The organism is Simiduia sp. (assembly GCF_058345725.1).
The window spans coordinates 33,277-54,458 of record NZ_JBTUOC010000035.1 but is presented as its reverse complement, the minus strand read 5'-3'; the positions used below and the strand labels follow the sequence as shown (position 1 = coordinate 54,458).

The following is a 21,182-nucleotide window of genomic DNA, read 5'->3' as shown; positions in this document are numbered from 1 at the left end:
GCGTTACCAGTCCTGCATCAGGCCAATGGCTTTGGCGGTGGCCTCGATGGGTGCATAGACGGCGTTGTCGGCGGGCACAAAGCGCTGGCGCGGAAAGCTGGCCAGTAACTCGGCGTCGTCTAGGGTGAGCAGCGCCTGGCGCAGCTTGTGGGTAAAGCCTGCGCCAAATTGCGCGTCTAAATCGCCGCGCGCGCTCCACTGGTAGTCGGGGTAGCTGGGGGTGGTCCAGATAACCTGTACTTGATCGAGGTCGACTTCGCCTTTGGCCACGGCTTGATCCCAAACGGCGTAGTTAAGCGCGCCCACTTGATAGGCGCCGGATTGCACCAGCGCCAAGGTGCGCGAGTGATCGCCGCTGAATCCCACGCGCTTAAACAGCGCTTCGGGCGCGGTGTTAAACGCTTCGCGCAGATAGAATTCGGGCATCAGCCGGCCAGAGGTCGAACCCTTGGCGCCGAAGGTAAAAGTTTTACCGCGCAGGGCATCGGACAGCTGCGCGCCGGGTTTCAGGCCCGCACTTTTGTGGGCAATAAAATAGCTTTTAAAAAACTGATCTTCATGGCCTTGCGCCAATGCGACAGAGCCGGGCACCAGCGCGCGCGCCTGCACGCCTGACAGGCCGCCGAACCAGGCCAATTGCACCTGGTTATTGCGAAAAGCGGTGATGGCCGCGGGGTAGCTTTTCACCGGAATGTAGGCCACCGGCAGACCGAGTTGGGTGCTTAAATAATCGGCCATTTTGCCAAAGCGCTCGCGCAGTTGCGCCTCGTTTTGGTCGGGAATGGCAGTAAACGTAAATTGTGGCTGTGGCTTCTCGGCAGCAAAAACGCCAAGAGAAACGAGCAGCGCTGCTACAGCAGTCAATAACCGCACGGGACTTTCTCCTTGCTTGGGGTTGAGGGTAAGGTGGATTTGGTTAGCGGGCGAAATCTCCCGCAGTGATAAATTCGTTGGCCCACTCGGTATAGGCGCGCGCATCGCCCCGAAAAATTTCGCGACCCTTGCGCAGCCCTTTCTGGTAGTCGTACATGGGGTCGTAATATTCGGTGAGCAGCATTTCGATGCCGGGCCGAAACTGGCTGGCGTCGCCATTGCTAAAAAACTGATTCAGTGCCGCGCCAAACTGGCCTGCCAGCCGCTCGTATTTTTCCGGCCCCAGGCGCTTGCGAATACGGGCCAGGTTATCCAGTATCTGCGCTCTGAAGGCTGTTTCTGCGGCGGCGTGATTGCCTTTATGGTGCGCCAGATACAGCGGCCAGGCATCGGTGACATAATCGGCCAGGGCGATCTCAATTCGGGTTTCCAGCGGGGTTTCCAGCACGGCCAAGGGCGCCTGCTCCATGCGCGCCTTAAAGGTCAGCGGCATCGACACCCGGCCAATCAGCTTGCCCTCGTCCTCCACAAACAGCGGCTGCTCGGGCGAGCAATCCAGAGCTTTTAGCAGCGCGATGCTAAGCGCGTTTTCAAAGTCTATTTGAGTGGGCTGTGGCTCGACTTGACGGCCAAAGGCGCTGCCGCGATGGCGGGCCAGGCCTTCTAGATCGATGTGCCGATGAATTTGCTTGAGCAGCAGGGTTTTGCCGCTGCCGGTGCGACCGCTCACTAACACTAAGGGCGCCCGCAGGCTGTTGGCCTCCAGTGCGTCGATTAAAAACCGGCGCAGCGCCTTGTAGCCGCCCTCCACCAGCGGGTAATCCACGCCGGCCTCGCGCAACAACTGCTGCGACAGTCGCGAGCGCAACCCGCCCCGAAAACAATAAAGGTAACCGTTGGGATGCTGCTGCACGTGCGCCAGCCAGGCCTGGGTGCGCGCGGCCTTGATCTCGGGAGTGGCCAGCTGCCAGCCCAGGTCGATGGCGGCGTCTTGGCCCTGCTCTTTGTAGCGGGTGCCCACGCTGGCGCGCTGCTCGTCGTCCAGCAACGGAATATTCACCGACTGCGGAAAAGCGCCCTTGCTGAATTCCACCGGCGCGCGCACGTCCATCAGTGGCACATCCTCTAGAAACAGGCGGCGGTAGTCTTGGCAGTTGGCGCGGGTCATAGGCAGGCTCTTGTGTGAGGGCGCAAGTTTACTCAACCCAGACGCCCGGTACCAGCCGGGCTTGTGCGGCTGGCCATGCGATCTGGCGCGCGCGCTGGTACAATGGCCGCCGCGCCCCGTGCGCAGAATGGAAGGTGCATCCATTCCCATCCCCAAAGCTCCGTCAGAGAGCGCTACAGTTCACAGGATAGAATCGCAAGATTCGCAGGAGTAAACGATGAGCGCATTGCGCAATCAAGTGAAGGCGCTGGGTAGCCTTTTAGGGCAAACCATCGCCGAAGACAAAGGCCAGGATTGTCTGGCATTGATCGAGGCCATTCGCCTGCAGGGCAAGGCGATAGACGCCGGCGATCAAGCGGCGCTGAAAGCCTTGATGGCAAAGGTGGGTGATGCCGATGACGAAACCCTGTTGACCATTGCCCGCGCCTTCAGCCAGTTCTTGAACATGGCCAACATTGCCGAGCAAATTTATACCGTGTCTGACGAGGCGCGCGCGATTATCGACAGGCCCGACCCCTTCGCCAGTTTGCGCGAGCAGTTTGAGGGCAAGCGCTGGGCAAAAGCCGATTTCGCCGCTGCCGTGGCGGCCTTAAAAATTGACCTGGTGCTCACCGCACACCCCACGGAAGTGACCCGCCGCACCCTGATTCACAAATACCGCAAAATCGAAGCGCAGTTGCGCCGCGGCGAAGAGGCCGATACGCGCCGCATTCAAGAGCTGATGGCGCAGGATTGGCACACCAACTCTATTCGCCGTGTTCGACCCACGCCGGTGGACGAGGCGTCTTGGGGATTAGCGGTTATTGAAGACTCCTTGTGGAGCGCACTGCCCAAATTTTTGCGCGACCTGGACGCGCAGTCCGAGCAATTTACCGGCGCGCCCCTGCCCCTGGAGGCGGCGCCCGTGCACATCAGCTCCTGGATGGGCGGCGACCGCGACGGCAACCCTTTTGTTACCGCCAAGCTGACGCGCCAGGTGATCGCCATGTCGCGCGCCAAGGGTGCAGAGCTGTACGGTCGCGACCTGGAGCAGCTGTCCATGGAGCTTTCCATGATGGAGGCCAGCCCCGAGTTGATCGATGCACTGCCCGATCACTTGAAACAATCGGAGCAGCCCTACCGCGAAATTATTCGGCCGCTACGCAAATTGTTGGCCAGCACCTTTGAGCAAATGGATGCGCTCAATAAAACCGGCAGCATGCCCGACAACCGTGCGCCGCTGCTCACCCGCGCCGAGGAATTACTGGCGCCGCTGCACCTGTGTTACCGAAGTTTAATGGCCTGCGGTCTCACCAGCATTGCACGCGGCTACCTGCTGGATGTGATTCGTCGTATTCAGTGTTTTGGTATCGGCTTGATCCGCCTGGATATTCGCCAGCACTCAGAGCGCCACGACGAAGTGCTGGGCGAACTTACCCGCGAGCTGGGTTTAGGCGACTACCTGCAGTGGAGCGAAACCGAGCGCCAACAATTTTTACGCACCGAGTTGGATAATCGCCGGCCGCTGATTCCCACCAACTGGACGCCCTCGGCCGACGTGGCCGAAGTGCTGGACACGGTGGCCGTGATTGCCGAAACCCCTGCTGAAATGTTGGGAATTTACATTATCTCCATGGCCAGTCAGCCCTCCGACGTGTTGTTGGTGGAGCTGTTGCAAAAAGCCTGTGGCGTGCAAAACCCCCTGCCGGTGGCGCCGCTGTTTGAAACCCTGGACGATCTGGATAACGCCGAACAGGTTATGCGCGATTTGCTGGCCATGCCGGGTTATAAAGACCGTCGCAACGGTCAGCAGTACGTGATGATCGGCTACTCAGATTCCGCAAAAGATGCCGGTGTGTTGGCGGCCTCGTGGGCGCAGTACCGGGCCCAGGACGCGCTGATTAAACTGCACCAGCAAGAGGGGCTGCGGTTGACCTTATTCCACGGTCGTGGCGGCACTATTGGCCGGGGCGGTGGTCCTGCACACGGTGCTATTTTGTCGCAGCCGCCAGGTTCCGTGGCCGGCGGTTTGCGTGTTACCGAGCAGGGCGAAACCATTCGCTACAAATTCGGTATGCCCAAGCTGGCCGTGCGTAGCCTGTCGCTCTATGCGTCAGCCATTTTGGAAGCGCTGCTGGTGCCTCCGCCAGAGCCCAAGCCCGAGTGGCGAGCGCTGCTGGACTCCATGGCGGCCAAAGCCTGTACAACCTATCGCCACTATGTGCGCGAGCAGCCGGACTTTGTGCGCTATTTCCGCCAGGCCACGCCCGAGCAAGAGCTGGCGCAGCTGCCGTTGGGCAGTCGGCCGGCCAAGCGCAAATCCAGCGGGGGTATCGAATCGCTGCGCGCAATTCCGTGGATTTTTGCCTGGACGCAAAATCGCTTAGTGCTGCCCAGCTGGTTAGGTTTCGGCACGGCCTTGGCCGAGGCGATTGACGACGACAAGGCGTCGCTGTTAAAAGCCATGCAAAGCGAATGGCCGTTTTTCCGCTCGCGCCTGGCGATGATGGAAATGGTGTACAGCAAATCCAACACCGACATTTCTGCGCTCTATGACGAACGTTTGGTGGAGTCTTCGCTGCGACCCATGGGCAGCGCACTGCGCGATCAGTTGAAAAGCGACATCCAAACGCTGCTCGGCTTTTTGGGTCAGGAGCGCTTGCTAGAGCGCGATGCCTGGGGCCAGCAGTCGCTGGATGTGCGTCAAAGTTACTTGGTGCCCTTACACCTGCTGCAAATTGAATTGCTGGCACGGGTGCGCGCCAATCGCGACGACAACCAAGTGAGCGATTGCAACCGCGCGTTGATGGTAGCCATGACCGGCATCGCGGCGGGTATGCGCAATACCGGCTAGTGAGTTTCGCCTTAACGCACAAGCCGCGCTAATGCGCGGCTTTTTTTATGGCAAACCTGTGGTAAGCGAATTTACTGTACCTTTCGCCACACCTCAAATTCAACGCGCTTGCCGTTCTGCCAGCGCGCGTTGTACCACAAGATTGTTTCGTCAGAAGTTTCCATGGTGGTATCAAATTCGAAAGTACTACCGGCTTTTTGACCAAAAGAGTTGAGTTGTAACGTCTCGGTGTAACGGCCGTCAACGAGTGCGTAGGTGCCCGTCCCGGCCGCCCAAAATGCATCGCCTTTCATAGACGTGAAGCTAAAATGGGTGTCTGTCAGAATCTTTGTGGATTTCAAATTCAGCGTTTGGTAATTCACCAGGATCCCTCGCTCATTGACATACTCGCCCGCAGCCAGTTCCCAAACACCGGACAACGGCTGTGCGACTAAGGTTGGCGCGCAAGTCACAAATAGTAGAAGTATCAATACATTTTGCACGGGCGGATATCCTTGTTTTAACGGGGTAAAGAGTCTCTGATTCGAATGTGGTTTTGGAATAGCGGTGCATGCTAATTTTCGCCGGGCAGTATATCAATATATACTGCCCGGCTGAATTATCTCATGGAGAATCCGCTAGAGTTCCTGGTGGCGATTACTATTTACTGAGTAAAACAGGATGGGATTTGGTGCACTGATAAGCTCGGATTGATAGGTAAGGCGTGCGCAAAATATTGGCACGCCTAAAGTTCGTTACTTGGTCTCTATTTTGGAAATGCCTATGTAATAGGCTAAAACAAGATAATTGATGCCAGGAATGAGCCCTGTGACAGCGGCAATCCATAGGTTTCTATTTTTGTCTTTGGCAAGTAGAGAGCAAACAATTGCAATACCCAAACAAAGTAAGCCGTGGATAAATAAGCCTGCATGAACTGTGCCGTCTCTTAAGAATTCCATATCAATAAAGCTCCATTATAAGTGATTGAATTTAATTGATTTGCTTCGAGGAAAACCTGGCGATTATTACACCTTGCTGATGAGAGGTGCAATAATTTTTGTCCGTCATTTTGTTGACCGGCTCTGCTGAATTGGCCTGTTGTTTGAACGAAAAAACTGGCTATTCTTCTGCTACTCACTGCTTCCTTATACATTGAATTTTGTTTATGGCTGTGTAGCCACTTCAATTTCGGTGTCGGTGATAACCGCATAGACCAGAGTTCCCGACGTAAAGTAAACCCCAGGAGAACTGTCAGAAATCCGACCGTTTGGGTGTATGGCATTAAATAGCATAGCGGCTTCATCGTTAACTTCGAATTCAATGCTAGTGTCAGGTGCGAGTTCGCCAAGGTCCTTGGTATGCGTCCTCCAGTGCGCCGTAACTATAACGGGCGTGCTGGCCATATTTTTTACAATAAACTTTGGTGTTGCCACATATGGGGTGGCTATATAAAGTAGTGCGCCTATAGCTAGAATAATAAATGTTGAAACTGTTAGTAGTAATTTTTTCATCGTCTTAGATTGATAGTCGGGCAGTATTAATTCATTGACTAAGTATGATTCCATAGTTTGGTTGTGTGCTATTTTAAGTCTATTCGGCATTTGTCCAAGCACAAAAGTCGCGCACTAACAGATAAATACGCTGTGAATCCAAGAAGCTAATCGTTTTGTGATAGTTAGGTGCAATAGGCTGCGCCTCGGACGTATATCTCGTACTGGCAAACCAGACACCTTTAGCCCGTCAGCATTGGCCGCTTAGTCGTCTAATTCCTCATCCGGCACTACCCGTAGCGGCAGTAGATCGCTGGCTGTCGTAATAATCAGCGATTTATCCACCCGCACGCAGGCGCCGCCGTATCTACCGGCCACGGAAAAGGTACAAACCTGGGTGCGGTAGCCGTCGATGTTGGGCAGTTTCCAAAGTTCTTGGTAGATTTGCTCCTGGTGGTTAAAGCGGCCTTCGGTTTCTTTTAGCAGTGTGTCGTCTTTGTCGAATAGGCTGATGTTATCGCCACAGCGACCGGCGATGGGCTTAGTCACGTAACCCTGATGTGTAAGTTCATCGGTAAGCGAGAACTGAGAGTTGAGCAGAAAAGGGTGCTCGGGAAATATTTGCCACAGAATGGGCAGGATTGCTTTATTGCTGGGTATTAAGGTCCAGAAGGGTTCGAATACTTGCACCTCTGGGCGCAGCAAGACGTCCACCAGGCGCGGCGGCTGATCGCCGTCGCCGGTGCGCAGTGGCGGTGCTCTGTCGTCCGCTTCGCACTCGGCGCGAATTTGATCGAGCGCCGTTTCCCAGGCCCAGGTTTTCCACACGTGGGTGATGCGTTGGTCATTGGCATCCAGGATGCCGCCATCGGGCGCCCAGCGCAGACTGCTAAAGCCTTTAATGACTTTGCATTGAAGCCCGGCGGCTTCGGCCGTGCGCTGAATAAAACGCGCGTGGTAAGTTTCTTCGGCGTCGGTGTCTTGCAGTATGTGCAGTTGGCCCGGTACGCCGCTGTGGGCCCATGCCTGGGTTAGGCGCGCCTGTAACTGGGCGCCGGCATCGCGCCCTTCGTGCACGCCAAAGTGATGGGCCCACAAGCCTTGAATCAGGCCGGCTTCGGTGTGACAAGAGGCGGAATCGGCATTGTATTCGTAGACTTTTAAGCCTTTGGCCGACAGGCAAAAATCGAAGCGTCCGGTGATCATTTGCCCGCGCCGCTGGGCCCAGGAGTTTTTCAGGCGCGGCCACAGGCACTGGGGAATATTGAAATGTGCCAGCAGCGCATCGTCGTTGAGCACCGCCTGAGTGGCGTGCAGAAACATCAAATGCAGCTCGTCGGTGGCGCGCGTTAACAATTGTTCGGCGGTATCTGACAGGCGAAAGTAACGGTACTGTTCGGCAGGCGATTCGCCTTCGCACAATCGGTGACCGCCCATGGCTGCGATAAATGCAGCCTGCGTTTTGTCTTGGGTATCCAGCCAGGCGGTTTGGTGCTTGTCGCTCTGCTGGGCAAGCCGGCTGTTAAGCGCCAGCAGCGCCGGTTCGCGAATGCGTCGCGGCTGCGCGTGGCGGCGGTCTTCCGTTTGCAGCAGCCAACCCAGCACCTGGGTGTTGGGGTAGGTGGCGTCTACCCGAGAGCCGCCCTCGGCCGTGCGTTGCAGGGGCAGTTCCCGGTTCCAGTGTTGGCCGGGCGGCAGTTTGGCGTGCTCTACATTTTGCTCGGCAATGCGGATGCGATCGCTAAATACGTCGGTGACAATGGCCACGTGGCCGGTGACATCGAATTCACCGCCGGGCGACCAAATGAGCATGCAACCGGGTTCGGGTGGGCGTGCACAGCCGTTGGCAAAAGCGTACAACGGCAGCAGCGTTTGATCGGCAAGGCGGGTGACGTGGTGCAACTCGAAAATGTCGTAGGCCATGGGAACCTCGTCGAACACATAGCCGTAATTGCAGTACAGCCAGCGGCGGGCAAACTCGACGCATTGCCACTTGTAACCCATGTAGATGCCGTCAAGCTCGCTCTTGTAGGCGCTGCGGTCTGGGTAGTCGGCCTTGTTGGCGCTAGGGTAGTGCGACGAGTAAATGGGGACCTGGCCCGGTGCGTAACCCAGTAGTGTGCCAAAGGGCTCGGGGGGAAAGGCCAATGTGTGTGCCATAAAGCGCTCCGGGGAAAGGGCCAGTGGTGCGACGCGGCTAGCATGCAACGGCTGGCAGTGGCGCGCAAGCGGCTAATACGATTGGGGCAGTGCCTGCGACGGATGGGTCGGCTAGACTGGTGGTGGCTGCCACCAGTGCTAGGTTGGAACATGCCTGCTCTAAATTAAAGTTGGAACGTTGCTTAAGGGGAGCGATCATGCAAAAAGAAAAACGGATGCGCAAAGAGCAAAAAGCGCTGCGTATTTCGCTGGCGGGCGTGGTGTTTTTTGTGGTGCTGGCGCTCGGCTTTGCCATCTATACCAAATCTGATGCGATTCTATTTGACGGCATTTACTCGCTGATCTCCTTCGCCACGGCGTTGCTCACCATGCGCGTGGCCAAGCTGGCCGAGCGGCCCGACGACGAACAGTTTCACTTTGGCTACACCACCCTTGAGCCCACCCTGAATTTGTTTAAATCCCTAATCACCATTGTGGTATGCGTGTATGCGGCGGTGGAAGCTATCCAGCGTTTACTGGCCGGCGGTACCGAAGCCGCCTACGGTTGGGCGGTGGTATACGGCGTGCTAGCCACCAGCGGGTGTTTTGTGGTGGCGCTGTTGCTGCGCAAGTACGGTCGCGATTGCCGCTCAGACTTGGTCAACGTAGAGTCTAAGGCGTGGTTTGTAGACAGTTTGTTAAGTGCCTCGGTGTTATTGGGTTTTCTTTTTGCCTGGGGCCTGACCCACACCGCCTATGCGGCCTATGCCACTTATGTGGACCCGCTGCTATTGATTGCCATTATTTGCTTGGCGCTGCCCATTCCGGGCAAGGTATTTCTCGACAGCTTGCGGGAAATTATTGTCATGGCGCCGCCCGAGGCGGTAGTGGATGAAATTGGCGAGCGGTTGATACCCACCTTTGCCGAAGTGCCGCACGAGCTGGTGGAGTATCGCGTAAACAAGCGCGGGCGCAACACCTACGTGCTGGTGCATGTATTGGTTAAGCCCGATTTTAAACCTGAATCGATCGAGGCCATGGACGCCATTCGCCGCGAAAGCAGCCGTCTTATGAAAGCCTGGAACCCGGAGATAGTCATGGACGTGTTATTTGTACGCGACAAGTCTCTGATTTATTAACGTCGCTGCGTTAGCATATGCCGTGAATTCACGGTGCGCGGTAATCATGAATGCACACCAATAAACGAGACAGAAAACATGTTCTATAAAGCCATTGCAATCGGTATTTGCCTGAGTGTGCTAAGTGCACCCAGTACGGCAAAAAAAGGTCATGATCAAGAGCTGCCTCCGGGGCTTCAAAAGAAAGTTGACCGGGGCGAATTGCTGCCACCGGGATGGGCGAAAAAGCTCGAGCCAGGTGATCGGCTGGACGATGACTTGTATGCCCGTGGCCGAGTTGTGGTGCCGCTCGGAAAGGATGGCAGCATCACCATTGAAATAGACGGCCGCCTGATTCGATTGCTGGAAAAGACGCGGGAAATTTTAGAGATACTCGGCGCGCCCTATTGAACCAAAGGTGCGCTGTACTAGCCTGATGTAATGAGAAGCCTCAGGCTCACGGTTATAAAAACAGAGCTCGCCATGACTGATCAAATGTTTCAACCGCTCAGTGCCAAGGCGCCTTTAGCGGGGCCACGGCTCTGGCTGGCGGTACTATTGTTGCCGACACTGAGCTTGGGATCGCTATTAGCTTTGCAGTCTACCTATGCCGGTATGGCGGCCATGCCCGCATTGCTATTTGGCCTAATTATTGTCTCCTTGTTTAGCTACCCGCTGTTGCAGTTAATGCATTGGCTTGCGCGCGGTCTTTTTTGGCGCTGGATGCTGGTGGCCTTGGTGTGCGGAGTGGCGGTGTATGGCATCGTGTTTGTGCAGCAGCAAAATCCCATGTTTGCCGTGGTTATTTACGGGTTGGTGTTGCTGGTGTGTACGCTGGGCTGGTGCATTCTTTATGGCACTATTGGCTGGCCAGCCAAGCGCACTGGGCTGGCATTTACCCTAGCGTTCTGTGTGGGGTTGCTGGGTGTCAATCACCCTCAGACCACCGTTGTTGAGGTGCGCACGGTTGTGGCGGGGCACCAGCAAGCGGCGAGCCACTACTTGGTGCTGCAATCACTAAGGGCCAGTAACGGCGTAGAATATCTGGCCGTACCCGAGGGCACTCCGGTGCGGCCGGGAGCGCAAATTCGCGTCGCAAAACCCTATTATTGGGGTTTTCCTGTAGGGCCCTGTTGTGCGCAGTGGGTGGAGTACTTGTAACACCCATGCCGGTGGGGCGTCCGCGCTAGACACGCCTGAAGCACATGCGCTAAGCACAAAAAAGGCGAGCCGTGCGCTCGCCTTGGTTATTCGAATTGGCCACTGTTGCGGGATTAGAGCGGCAAATCGTAGTAGAGCGTGGTTTCAAACTCGAAAGGGTCGGCCTCCAAAATACTGGGCGGCGGGCTAAAGGGCTGAGCGTTGCCCACAGCTTCGAGAGCCTGTTCGTTAAACATGTTGTGCTTGGATGGCTCCACGATTTCCACCTTCAGCAGGCGGCCGTTTTTATCCAGCGCCAGTGCCAAGCGCACCGAGCCCTCTGCGCGGCGGGTAAAGGCCCGCTGGGGAATGTGTTTGTGGGTATTAATTTCCCGGTTTAAGCCTTTCAGGTATTCCTGGCGCACCAGTAGGCGGGTGGCCTCTTCTTCTTCGGTTAGCTCGGGCTGTGGGGCGACCTTGGCAGTCTTGACTGGCGTTTTGGCCGCCGCTGGCACTGCGGCGACCACAGCGGCGGCGGGTGCAGCGACTGCAGGTGCCGCCTTGGCCGCTTGTGGTTCGGCTTTGGGCGTTGGCGCGGGTTTCGGTGCTGTTTTCGGCGCGGGCTCTGTTTTCGCAACTGGCGCTGCAACCTTAGGTACCGGCTTCGGCTCTGGCGCTTTGGCTACCTGGGGCTTTGGCTCGGGCTTGGGCGCGGCTTTGGCTGCCGGTGCAGCAACCTCGGCCGCCTTGGGGGCGGCGACAACAGCAGTGGCCGCACTGACTAGGGCCGCCACTTCTTGGCGCCGTTGGGCGCTAACCTGGGTGCTGTCGTAGAGCGCCTGAATCTCCTCTGAAGCGCTTTCCTGGCCCAAAATTTGGCGCTTAAAGCGGCTGGAAATGGGCACTTCGCCCACCCAGGTGGCCACCAGCATGCGGAAAAAATCCGGTGCAGGGTAGCTGGCCAGTTGGCTGCCGTTCAGGCTTAGGGTTACTTGGCTAGTGCCGTCAAACTGAAAAACCAGGCTGTCGTTGGGTTGCAGTTCCGTAGGCAGGGCACTGCGGCTGCGCGAGATATAACCGGCATTTTTGGCGAGCAGCGTGGCGTCGCTGTTGACGGCGATGGCATCGGCCAGCAGTTTAAAAAAGCGGCGATTGCTGATGCGTTCGGAAATGATCCGGTATTCCATGGTGGCGGCAGGTGTGCGCCCGAGCAGCGCGGCGGCATCCGGTTGACCAGGCGTTTCTAAGCGCGCGGCAAATTGGGGCTGGTTGGCCTGGATTAAGGCGCTGTAGTGGTTCACTTGGGCCTGGCTCGGGGCCGCAAGGCAGCAGAGGGCTAACAAGGTGCCCAGTAGTAGCGCAAATTGGCGAAATTGGGGTGAGAGTTGCAAAAACTTCATTCAATAGCCTTTTGTGACGGAGGTCTGGGTGGTCGGGCAACGGTTGACGTCGGCCAACGCAGCTTTTGGCGATTTCATGCCTAAAGGTTAGACGAGTGTGCTTATTTTCGCTTTTGAGTAATTTTTGTGCAAGCTGAGCCCTGCTAGGGGGCGCCTTTAGGCCAGAATGTGGGTGTGCCCTGTCCAATGTTTCCAGCGCCCGGTCTCTAACCAAAAGGGGGAGTGTTCTGGCGCGGGCGCTTGGGTAGACTAACCGTCTGCCAGGCGAATGGCGGCTGCACCCACCTGATAACGAGAGAATTGCCCATGTTGCTGGAATTTGTCGCCCTGTATCTGTTGATTTCCGTGGGCCTGGGGCTCTACGCCGCTCGCAAGGTCTCCAGTACCGAAGACTATGTGAGTGCCGGCCGCAGTCTGCCCATGCTGGTAGTTATAGCCATGGTGTTCGCCACTTGGTTTGGCGCAGAAACGGTGTTGGGTATACCGGCAACCTTCATGGCCGAAGACCTGGGCGGCCTGATTTCAGATCCCATCGGCACGACCTTGTGCCTGGTGCTGTTTGGCCTTTTGTTGGCCCGACCGCTGTACCGTATGCATCTGTTGACTATTGGCGACTATTACCGTCAGCGTTATAACCGGTCTATTGAAATTGCGGTGAGCCTGGCTATTGCGGCTTCCTACTTGGGCTGGGTCTCGGCTCAGGTGGTGGCGCTGGGGTTGGTATTTAGCGTGTTGACTGATGGCGCCGTGAGCATGCAGACGGGCATCCTGTTGGGCACCTTTATCGTGACCCTGTACACCTTGTTTGGCGGCATGTGGTCGGTGGCATTTACCACCTCCTTTCAGATGGTGGTGATTGTGCTGGGCCTGCTGTGGATTGGCTGGCTGGTGTCGGATTTAACCGGCGGCATTGGGCCCGTGATCGACCACGCCCAGGCCGCCGGCAAGTTTAATTTCTGGCCCGCCTTTGAGTGGGTGCCGGTGATTACCTTTCTCGCGGGCCTGCTCACCATGGCCCTGGGCTCAATGCCCCAGCAGGATATTTTTCAGCGCGCCAACACGGCGAAAAATGAAAACGTAGCGGTGTGGGGCACGGTTGTTGGCGGCGTGGTCTATTTCTTTTTTGCGGCGGTGCCGATTTTTTTAGCCTACTCGGCATTCATTGTAGACCCGCAAATGACCGCGCAACTGCTGGATAAAGATCCACAGGAAATTTTACCCAATTTGATTTTGAATCACCTGCCGCTGTACGCGCAGGTGATTTTTTACGGCGCGTTGCTGTCGGTTATTATGAGTACCGCCTCGGGCACCATGCTAGCGCCCTCGGTAACTATCTCCGAAAATATCATTAAAGAGCTGATGCCCGAGGGCTATTTTTCCGATCGCCAATTTCTGTGGTTAACCCGCGTGGTAGTGGTGGTCTTTGCGGTGCTGGTGGCATTTTATGCACTGTATTCCCTGGGCCAGTCCACCTCCATTCACCACATGGTGGAAAACGCCTACAAGGTCACTATGGTCATGGCCCTGGCGCCCTTGATGGCCGGCATCTACTGGAAGAAAGCTAGCAGTTTTGGGGTGGGGCTGGGATTAGTGACTGGTGTGGGCAGTTGGATTGCGCTGGAATTTGTCGCGCCCGAGGCCGCCATGCCGCCGCACTTTGTGGGCTTTTTGGTGGCGACGGCTTGTTTAATTGGCGGCAGTTTATATCGGCCCGCAATCGTAAATCAGGAATACCAGGGGCTGAGCTAACAGCCCCTGGTGTGGCTACCACAGGCGCAGGGGTTCGACGAGCTGAGGTGTGGCGTATATTAACGGTCTGCCAAGGCCAAGCTCGCCGTCGAGGTCTGACCCCCAGCTGTAGAGCTGTGAATCCATATTGGCTAATACATGGCAGGTGCCAACGGCCAGTTCGGTCACCTTTGCCGCCATGGGTATTTTATATGGCGTTAACTGATTGCCTGCGCCTTCCTTAATGGTGTTCCCGCAATTTAAACCCCATGCCCAGATGGCACCTTGGTCATCTAGGGCGAAGGAGCGGTTAGTATTTGCGTATATTTTCTTGATACCTGACAGGTTTGAAACTTGTACAGGGACAAGGTTGGTTTCGGTGCCGCCGATTCCCAATTGACCGCTGTCATTTGCTCCCCAAGCCCATACCGAACCGTCCGCCTTAAGTGCCAGGGTAAATGCATGCCCAGTGGCGACATCAACAATCGACTCTAAATGGGGGTTTTTAATGGGGGTTAGTTGACTGGTTGTTGTGCCATCACCCAGCTGACCCGAGCTATTGTCTCCCCATGTCCACAGATTGCCCTGCATGTCGAGAGCAATGCTGAAATTGCCACCTGTAAAGACGGAGTTGATAGTAGGTAGCGCACTGATGAGCGTGGGTGAGAGTTGGTCGTCAGTTGTGTTGTTGCCAATCTGCCCCGAATTATTTCTGCCGAAGGCCCATACTTTGCCGGCCTCATCCAATGCAAGAACGTGATCTTCTCGAGCAATCTTTTTTACGCCGTATAACCCTTTGGCCTGAACTGGTGTCACATAGGAAGAATTCCGAGAATCATTACCCAGTCCGCCCGAAACACCAAGCCCCCAAGACCAAACGGTACCGTCTGACTTGAGTGCAGAGGCTGTACTCCAGCCTGTGTCGAGAGCAACAACGTCAGTTAAGGTTGGTACAACTCTTGGCAAGGAAATGCTTGTTAAAATTCCAGTCCCATAGGCATCATCTAACTCCCCGCCCCACATAGCCACACGGCCGTCAGTGAGCAGAGCAAACGAAGTAGAATAACCTGCCGCGAGTTTTTGCGGAGCTAAGTTGGGTACAAGTTGTGGTGTCGAATGGCTCAGTGAAGCTTTATCCCCCACAAGTCCTACAGAGTTATCTCCCCAGGCATAGATTTCACCATCTCGAGTAACTGCAACCGCGCTATTACCACTAGTGGCCATAGCTTCAACTGGCGGAATTGCAGCTATTTCGGTGGGTTGAGTAACGATTGTTGAAGTATTGCCAGTACCTGCCTGGCCGTGGTAGTTGTTGCCCCAGGTGAATAGCCTGCCATCCGCGTCCAGAACTAACGTGTGATTAAATTGGCGCTCTACCTCTGCGACAAAAAACGGTAGATCGATGGGCGTTGGTTCGAGGATTTCGCCTTGGGGTAGGCCTGGAAGCTCACCAAGGTGGTTGCTGCCCCAGCCCCAGAGTTTGCCTTCTTTTGACACGGCAATGGTCGTGAGAAAGGACGTAGTGACATCCACAATATTGGTTAAGTTTTCAATGCGCATAGGTGTTAACTGCGCCTCTTTATGACCAATACCAAGTTGCCCTCTATCATTTCTACCCCACGTCCACACTTCTCCGGCTTGGCTAATGGCAAAGGTTGAATTGGTATGGGAAGTGACTTCAACAATATTGGATAGATTCTGGATTATCCTTGGGTAGGTTACTTGGTCCGTGTGACCAATGCCCAGTTCTCCGTAGGTATTGATTCCCCAAGCCACAACCGAGCCGTCAGCCTTAATAGCGAAACTATTGCTCGTGCTGATGCCACCCGCTGAGATTGACACAATATCTTTTAACGCGGTAACTAGTATTGGTGTATCAGAAGATTCTGGGGCTTGTTGTCCTGTTGCAGAAAAGTAGTGGTGGCCCCAGGCCCACACATCGCCGGTATCGGTGAGTGCCAAACCGTGGTAATCACTGGCAGCCACTTCCATGACTTGAGCGGGAATAGCCGTATGTGTTGGACTGCTGAATATCTTCGGATTAGTACCGCTGCCCCAGGACCAGACGGTACCATCATCTTTTAATGCAATAAATTGCGACTGATTAGCTGCCAGATGACGGAATCCTGCGACGCGTCGATTGGCTCTGGTAGTTTGGCCGTCAGGCCCGGTCACAGTTAGCCGAAAGGTTGTTGAGCGTGCTACTTGACCGACGTGAATAGTCTCTTCGGAACTAATCGCGCCCACGCCTTCTATTTCTGCGGTGCCATGCGCGAAGGATGCGAATATTGAAACGCTTTCCCCAGGCTTGGGGTGCGCGGGGTAAACGTCGAATGCGGTTATTACCGGCGGTAGCGCCGTAAACTGCGCCTCGACTTTACAATTTTCGGCCACTGTTTGAACTAGGTACTTATCGGCTTCTAGTGTGCCGTTGCAGCCATGGATAGATGTCAGTTCATAGTCTGCCTCTGGAATTATAGTAAATGTCGCAGAGCCACCCTCGGTGAGTTGGACGGAAGCGGGCGTAATCTGGCCGCCTGCGCTAGCGATTGCAGTAATTGACAAGGTGTTTGGTTGTTCTGGTGCGGGTTGTTCGGTACTGCTAGGGCTGCCGGTAGATCCCCCGCCTCCGCAGCCGCCACCAAGTGCCAATGTTGGAACAAGCAATAGCCTGCCTAGTACACTGAAAAATCCATCCATGTAGGAAGTTCCCTCTATTAAAAATACTGACGTTTAGTCCTGTGAAAATATTAGCCCTTACAACGATTTTCCAACGGAAAAATACATCGATTGCCGGTCTGCGGAGTTAAAGCCGTAGCTGAGTACGATGGGGCCGATGGGGGAGTCCATGGCGAGTCCCAGGCTGCCAGCGGTGAGTTGGCCGGTGTCGAAGGGCAGGTCGCTGGCTTCATTATTCCAGGCGCGCCCCATCTCGAGTGAGGCTATAAAGTAGTAGCGCGTGTCGAACACCAGCAGTGGTGAGTTGAGTAGGCGCACGTAAAACAGCGCCGCCAGCTCGTGATTTTGCGTGACGACGCTGTTGTCCGCCAGGCCCGACAACCGCCCTAAACCACCTAGCAAAAAGTTGCTGCTGGGGATGGCGTTGTCGCCGTCGGTGCGCACGGTTTGCGCGCGTGCAATCCAGGTATTTTTACCAAAAGTTTGCGCGTGCGAAATGTAGGCTTCCAGCTCGTTGTAATTTGCGTTGGCGTCCAGTGACTCATCAAAGTGGCGCAGGTTAAAGTCAATGCGCGAACCCTGTGTAGGGAAATACACATTGTCTTCGCTGTCGAGCTGAAAACTAAGCTGGCCGTAGCCGTGTTGGTAGTTGGCGTTTTGAAAATCCGACAGCCCTTCCTCAAGTGAAATCAGCCCGTGCGCGGCACCCAGGCCAAGGCTTAAGTCAATTTCGTGATTCACTTGGTAGCCGGCGAATAGGCCGGCCGACACGCGCTTATCGCGCAGGAGTAACAGCTGCTGATCCAGGTCGTCGTTGTAGAGGGGGATGTCTCGCGCGGCGTAGGCCACTTTGGGCAGCACGTAAATGGGTGATTTATAGCGCAGCGGCAGGTAAAACTCGGAGGCTAGTGCAATATCGTTGCCCAACTGAATATGGCTGAACCACTCGGCACCGTAGGTGCTAATACCGGTTTGGTTGTAGGCCAGCGCGATGTTGTAGTAGTTGTCACCGGTAAAATTATCGCTGGCGTTAAAACCAAAACGCAAAAATCCCTTGCGACGCTTGTCGCCTTCGACCATCAAGTGCAATCGCTTACCACGTGCCTCTTGGTGTAGTTGATAGCTGACAGAATTGAAATAATCCAAGCCGTAAAGCGTATTAATGTCGTCCTCTAGCTGAGCTCGGTCAAAAGGTTCGCCGGTGCGTTGGCGAATAAAACTCAGCAGGGCCTGGTCGTCCAGGTAGCTGTTGTTATCCAGGCTAATGGCCGTGATGGTGGGTGTGCCCGCTAATTCAATGGGCGGGCGTGGCGCGGCGTGTGGGCGGCTGAAACTTGCCAGTTGCTCGGCAATGGCCATAGTGGCGCGATACCCCAACTCTATGGCTTCTTCGGCGCGGGTAAAATCCAGCGACGTTAAGCCATTTAAATCGGGCTGAATCAATTGATCCTGCGGCTGCAGCGCGGCAATCTGAGCCTGGACGTTTTTGATGGTTAAGAATGTGGTGACCTGGTTGGAAATCGCAAACACGTTCGACAGCTCATCGGCTTTACTGAGGGGCGAGCCGATATCGACGGCAATAATGCGGTCCACACCCAGCGCGCGCGCCACATCGACCGGCATATTGTTAGCCATGCCGCCGTCTGCCAGCAAGTGGCCCTGGTAGTGCACGGGTGTGAGCATACCGGGAATCGACATAGATGCGCGCACGGCGCGTGCGAGCGAACCTTCGGTCAGAACTACTTGCTCGCCGGTTTCCAGATTCGTGGCCACAGCCCGGAAAGGCAGCGGCAGCTGATCAAAATGCTGAATATCGTTGGTGTGATGAAAAATATCCTGCAATACCAAGTCCAAATTCTGGCCGTCGATGACGCCTGCTGGCAGGCGAATTGCGCCGTCCACGACGGTGAGCTTGGTGCGCAACAGGTGGCGTCGATCGTCCTGTTTGCGCCTAAATGTCAGACTGGTGCGCGGTGGGGTATCGGTTAGGGCGTAGCCCCAATTCAAGTGGGTGCCCAGCTCTGCCATTTGTTCGACGCTGTAACCACTGGCGTACATGGCGCCGATGATGGCGCCCATGCTGGTGCCGGTGACCACATCGACGGCGATACCCTGTTCTTCGAGCGCTTTGATCACGCCGATGTGCGCAAGGCCGCGGGCGGCGCCGCCGCTCAGTACCAGACCAATGCGCTGGCCATCGGCATCTTTGGCCTGTGCAGGCAGGCACAGGGCAGCGCTCACCAGCAGTGCGGTGAGCGCGTTAACAAACAATCGCAACATGTGTTATTCCTTCAGCGGTATGCCGAGCTCTGACCAGATGGCATCCACTTTTTTTACCACGTCTTCATTGCGGGTGATAGGTTCGCCCCATTCGCGATCGGTTTCGCCGGGCCATTTATTGGTGGCGTCCATTCCCATTTTTGAGCCGAGCCCGGACACGGGCGAGGCAAAATCCAGGTAGTCGATGGGCGTGTTTTCCACCAGGGTGGTGTCGCGCGCCGGGTCCATGCGGGTGGTGATAGCCCAGATCACGTCGTTCCAGTCGCGCGCATTGACGTCGTCGTCGGTGACTATCACAAATTTGGTGTACATAAACTGCCGCAAAAATGACCAGACCGCCATCATTACCCGCTTGGCGTGGCCGGGATACTGTTTTTTGATGGTGACAATGGCGAGGCGGTAGGAGCAACCCTCGGGCGGCAAATAAAAATCCACAATTTCGGGAAATTGTTTTTGTAAAATGGGCACGAACACTTCGTTTAGCGCCTCGCCCAATACTGCCGGTTCATCTGGCGGCCGGCCGGTGTAGGTCGAATGGTAAATGGGGTTGTCGCGCCAACTCATGCGCTCGACGGTAAATACCGGAAAACGGTCGACTTCGTTGTAGTAACCTGTGTGGTCGCCAAAGGGGCCTTCGTCGGCCAGTTCGTTGGGGTCTATGCTGCCCTCTAAAATAATTTCTGCGCTGGCGGGCACTTGCAAATCGTTGCCGGCGCATTTCACCACTTGGGTTTTCTCACCGCGCAGCAAACCGGCAAAGCCGTATTCCGACAGGGTGTCGGGGACCGGTGTGACGGCACCTAAAATGGTGGCTGGATCGGCGCCCAAGGCCACGGCTACGGGAAATTTTTGGCCCGGATTGGCTGCGCACCACTCGCGGAAATCCAGCGCTCCGCCGCGGTGCGACAACCAGCGCATGATTAGTTTGTTTTTGCCGATCAATTGCATGCGATAGATGCCCAGGTTCTGGCGCTCTTTGTGCGGCCCGCGGGTAATAACCAGCGGCCAGGTCACCAGTGGCGCGGCGTCGCCGGGCCAACAGGTTTGGATGGGCAATTGGTGCAGGTCGACGGCGTCGCCCTCTTGGACGTTGGCCTGGCAGGGCGCCTTGGTCAGCACTTTGGGCGACATGTTGAGCACTTGTTTGAAGATGGGCAGCTTGTCCCAGGCGTCTTTAAAGCCCTTGGGTGGCTCTGGCTCTTTCAGGTAGGCCAGCATTTTTCCCACTTCGCGCAACTGCGCCACGCTGTCTTCTCCCATGCCCAGCGCCACGCGCTCGGGTGTGCCAAATAAATTGGCGAGTACGGGCATGGAGAAACCCACGGGATTTTCAAACAAAATGGCCGGTCCGCCCGCGCGCAGGGTGCGGTCGCAAATTTCCGTCATTTCCAGGTGGGGGTCTACGGGGTGAGTTACCCGCACCAACTGGCCGCGTTTTTCCAGCTGGTTAATGAAGTCGCGCAGATCAGAATATTTCAATGGTATTGCCCTCTGAGAGGGCAATACCTTAGCACAAGCGCCGGCCGGTTAAGAGACCTGGTGCAGGTGTACGTCGCGCTGCGGGTAGGGGATGGAAATGCCGTCGGCGTCGAAGGCCTTTTTAATGTTCTCGTGCATGGCGTAGAACACCGACCAGTAGTCGCTCGATAAAACCCAAACGCGCACGCGGAAGTTGACGGAGCTGTCGGCCAGCGCGGCAATGGCGATAAGCGGCTCGCGGCCCTCTTCGGTTTTTATGATGGCGTCGATGCCGTTGATGACCTTACTGATGGTGGCGCGGGCCTTGTCGATGTCGTCGTCGTAGCCAATGCCAAATTCCATATCTACGCGGCGGTGACTTTGGGCCGAGTAGTTGGTGATATTGCCATTGGCCAGTGGGCCATTGGGCACATAAATGAGTTTGTTGTCGCCGGTGAGAATGCGGGTGGTAAAGATCTGAATGTCTTTGACTGTACCTGAGATCCCCTGGGCTTCGATGAAGTCACCGGCCTTAAAGGGCTTAAACAGTAAAATCAGAACGCCACCGGCAAAATTAGACAGGCTGCCTTGCAATGCCAGGCCTACGGCCAAGCCGGCGGCACCGAGTACGGCAATAAAGGATGTAGTTTGGATGCCGATCATGGAGGCGACGCTAATGACCAGCATCACCTTCAATATGGAGCTTATCAAACTGCCAAGGAATTTGCGCAGTGTCACTTCGGCGTTGCTGCGCTCCAGCCCCTTATCGAGAACTTTCACCACTACGCCGATTAATTTCCAGCCCACCCACAGTACCAATAGGGACAGCAGCGCTTTGGGTCCGTAAGTAATGGCCATCTGTTCCAGTTGTTCTACCCACTCCATTTGACTCTCCTT

Annotated in this window: 16 protein-coding genes; 5 read left to right on the top strand and 11 right to left on the bottom strand. The window is 55.8% G+C overall.

Annotation, left to right across the window (positions count from 1 at the left end; translation table 11 throughout):
- Positions 1 to 3: 3 nt before the first annotated feature.
- Together ACW8F6_RS08955 and mnmH are read right to left on the bottom strand one after the other, a co-directional pair.
- Positions 4 to 873: a putative selenate ABC transporter substrate-binding protein gene (locus ACW8F6_RS08955; protein WP_491575516.1), complete on the bottom strand. Its 870-nt coding sequence runs from the start codon at positions 871 to 873 to the stop codon at positions 4 to 6.
- A gap of 43 nt (positions 874 to 916) precedes the next feature.
- Entirely contained in the window at positions 917 to 2,185 is a 1,269-nt protein-coding gene (gene mnmH / locus ACW8F6_RS08950; protein ID WP_491575515.1) for a tRNA 2-selenouridine(34) synthase MnmH, read from the bottom strand.
- A 73-nt stretch (positions 2,186 to 2,258) separates the two neighbouring features.
- On the opposite strand from mnmH, the gene ppc reads away from it, so the two are divergent.
- Positions 2,259 to 4,874 (top strand): phosphoenolpyruvate carboxylase, encoded by a 2,616-nt coding sequence (ppc, locus tag ACW8F6_RS08945; RefSeq protein WP_491575514.1) that lies wholly within the window; start codon positions 2,259 to 2,261, stop codon positions 4,872 to 4,874.
- Between the two features lie 71 nt (positions 4,875 to 4,945).
- On the opposite strand, the gene ACW8F6_RS08940 is transcribed toward ppc, so the two are convergent.
- From ACW8F6_RS08940 to gss, 4 genes are all read right to left on the bottom strand, one after another.
- Positions 4,946 to 5,356, bottom strand: coding sequence for a hypothetical protein (locus ACW8F6_RS08940; RefSeq protein WP_491575513.1), 411 nt, complete (start codon positions 5,354 to 5,356; stop codon positions 4,946 to 4,948).
- 252 nt (positions 5,357 to 5,608) lie between these two features.
- Positions 5,609 to 5,812: a hypothetical protein gene (locus ACW8F6_RS08935; protein ID WP_491575512.1), complete on the bottom strand. Its 204-nt coding sequence runs from the start codon at positions 5,810 to 5,812 to the stop codon at positions 5,609 to 5,611.
- A 204-nt stretch (positions 5,813 to 6,016) separates the two neighbouring features.
- Positions 6,017 to 6,418, bottom strand: coding sequence for a hypothetical protein (locus ACW8F6_RS08930; protein ID WP_491575511.1), 402 nt, complete (start codon positions 6,416 to 6,418; stop codon positions 6,017 to 6,019).
- Between the two features lie 189 nt (positions 6,419 to 6,607).
- Positions 6,608 to 8,503, bottom strand: a complete 1,896-nt coding sequence (gss, locus tag ACW8F6_RS08925; protein ID WP_491575510.1) for a bifunctional glutathionylspermidine amidase/synthase — start codon at positions 8,501 to 8,503, stop codon at positions 6,608 to 6,610.
- Positions 8,504 to 8,700: 197 nt separating this feature from the next.
- Here gss and ACW8F6_RS08920 point away from each other — a divergent pair, with 197 nt between their 5' ends.
- The 3 genes from ACW8F6_RS08920 to ACW8F6_RS08910 all read left to right on the top strand — a co-directional run bounded on the left by ACW8F6_RS08920 (position 8,701) and on the right by ACW8F6_RS08910 (position 10,761).
- A complete protein-coding gene (locus ACW8F6_RS08920) occupies positions 8,701 to 9,621 on the top strand; it encodes a cation diffusion facilitator family transporter (RefSeq protein WP_491575509.1) in 921 nt (306 codons plus the stop codon).
- A 78-nt stretch (positions 9,622 to 9,699) separates the two neighbouring features.
- Positions 9,700 to 10,011 carry a hypothetical protein gene (locus tag ACW8F6_RS08915; protein WP_491575508.1) on the top strand — a complete coding sequence of 104 codons (312 nt, stop codon included), beginning with the start codon at positions 9,700 to 9,702 and terminating at the stop codon, positions 10,009 to 10,011.
- A gap of 72 nt (positions 10,012 to 10,083) precedes the next feature.
- Positions 10,084 to 10,761 carry a hypothetical protein gene (locus tag ACW8F6_RS08910; RefSeq protein ID WP_491575507.1) on the top strand — a complete coding sequence of 226 codons (678 nt, stop codon included), beginning with the start codon at positions 10,084 to 10,086 and terminating at the stop codon, positions 10,759 to 10,761.
- Positions 10,762 to 10,874: 113 nt separating this feature from the next.
- Here the strand turns inward: ACW8F6_RS08910 and ACW8F6_RS08905 are convergent, their stop codons facing one another.
- Positions 10,875 to 12,140 (bottom strand): TonB family protein, encoded by a 1,266-nt coding sequence (locus ACW8F6_RS08905; protein ID WP_491575506.1) that lies wholly within the window; start codon positions 12,138 to 12,140, stop codon positions 10,875 to 10,877.
- Positions 12,141 to 12,446: 306 nt separating this feature from the next.
- Between ACW8F6_RS08905 and ACW8F6_RS08900 the strand changes: the two genes are divergently transcribed.
- A complete protein-coding gene (locus tag ACW8F6_RS08900; protein ID WP_491575505.1) occupies positions 12,447 to 13,889 on the top strand; it encodes a high affinity choline transporter 1 in 1,443 nt (480 codons plus the stop codon).
- Between the two features lie 15 nt (positions 13,890 to 13,904).
- Here the strand turns inward: ACW8F6_RS08900 and ACW8F6_RS08895 are convergent, their stop codons facing one another.
- The 4 genes from ACW8F6_RS08895 to ACW8F6_RS08880 are packed head-to-tail and all read right to left on the bottom strand — an operon-like array spanning position 13,905 to position 21,170.
- The gene (locus ACW8F6_RS08895) at positions 13,905 to 16,568 is read right to left on the bottom strand and encodes an RCC1 domain-containing protein (protein ID WP_491575504.1); all 2,664 of its coding nucleotides are present in this window, start codon (positions 16,566 to 16,568) and stop codon (positions 13,905 to 13,907) included.
- Positions 16,569 to 16,625: 57 nt separating this feature from the next.
- Positions 16,626 to 18,827: a patatin-like phospholipase family protein gene (locus ACW8F6_RS08890; RefSeq protein WP_491575503.1), complete on the bottom strand. Its 2,202-nt coding sequence runs from the start codon at positions 18,825 to 18,827 to the stop codon at positions 16,626 to 16,628.
- Positions 18,828 to 18,830: 3 nt separating this feature from the next.
- Complete coding sequence (ubiD, locus tag ACW8F6_RS08885; RefSeq protein ID WP_491575502.1) at positions 18,831 to 20,306, bottom strand: 4-hydroxy-3-polyprenylbenzoate decarboxylase; 1,476 nt, start codon at positions 20,304 to 20,306, stop codon at positions 18,831 to 18,833.
- A 48-nt stretch (positions 20,307 to 20,354) separates the two neighbouring features.
- Complete coding sequence (locus ACW8F6_RS08880) at positions 20,355 to 21,170, bottom strand: mechanosensitive ion channel family protein (protein WP_491575501.1); 816 nt, start codon at positions 21,168 to 21,170, stop codon at positions 20,355 to 20,357.
- Positions 21,171 to 21,182 lie beyond the last annotated feature (12 nt).

Coding starts and splice junctions, on each gene's coding strand:
- mnmH (WP_491575515.1), bottom strand. CDS start 2,185: ATGGATGCACCTTCCATTCTGCGCACGGGGCGCGGCGGCCATTGTACC.
- ppc (WP_491575514.1), top strand. CDS start 2,259: ATGAGCGCATTGCGCAATCAAGTGAAGGCGCTGGGTAGCCTTTTAGGG.
- ACW8F6_RS08935 (WP_491575512.1), bottom strand. CDS start 5,812: ATGGAATTCTTAAGAGACGGCACAGTTCATGCAGGCTTATTTATCCAC.
- ACW8F6_RS08930 (WP_491575511.1), bottom strand. CDS start 6,418: ATGGAATCATACTTAGTCAATGAATTAATACTGCCCGACTATCAATCT.
- gss (WP_491575510.1), bottom strand. CDS start 8,503: ATGGCACACACATTGGCCTTTCCCCCCGAGCCCTTTGGCACACTACTG.
- ACW8F6_RS08920 (WP_491575509.1), top strand. CDS start 8,701: ATGCAAAAAGAAAAACGGATGCGCAAAGAGCAAAAAGCGCTGCGTATT.
- ACW8F6_RS08915 (WP_491575508.1), top strand. CDS start 9,700: ATGTTCTATAAAGCCATTGCAATCGGTATTTGCCTGAGTGTGCTAAGT.
- ACW8F6_RS08910 (WP_491575507.1), top strand. CDS start 10,084: ATGACTGATCAAATGTTTCAACCGCTCAGTGCCAAGGCGCCTTTAGCG.
- ACW8F6_RS08905 (WP_491575506.1), bottom strand. CDS start 12,140: ATGAAGTTTTTGCAACTCTCACCCCAATTTCGCCAATTTGCGCTACTA.
- ACW8F6_RS08900 (WP_491575505.1), top strand. CDS start 12,447: ATGTTGCTGGAATTTGTCGCCCTGTATCTGTTGATTTCCGTGGGCCTG.
- ACW8F6_RS08895 (WP_491575504.1), bottom strand. CDS start 16,568: ATGGATGGATTTTTCAGTGTACTAGGCAGGCTATTGCTTGTTCCAACA.
- ACW8F6_RS08890 (WP_491575503.1), bottom strand. CDS start 18,827: ATGTTGCGATTGTTTGTTAACGCGCTCACCGCACTGCTGGTGAGCGCT.
- ACW8F6_RS08880 (WP_491575501.1), bottom strand. CDS start 21,170: ATGGAGTGGGTAGAACAACTGGAACAGATGGCCATTACTTACGGACCC.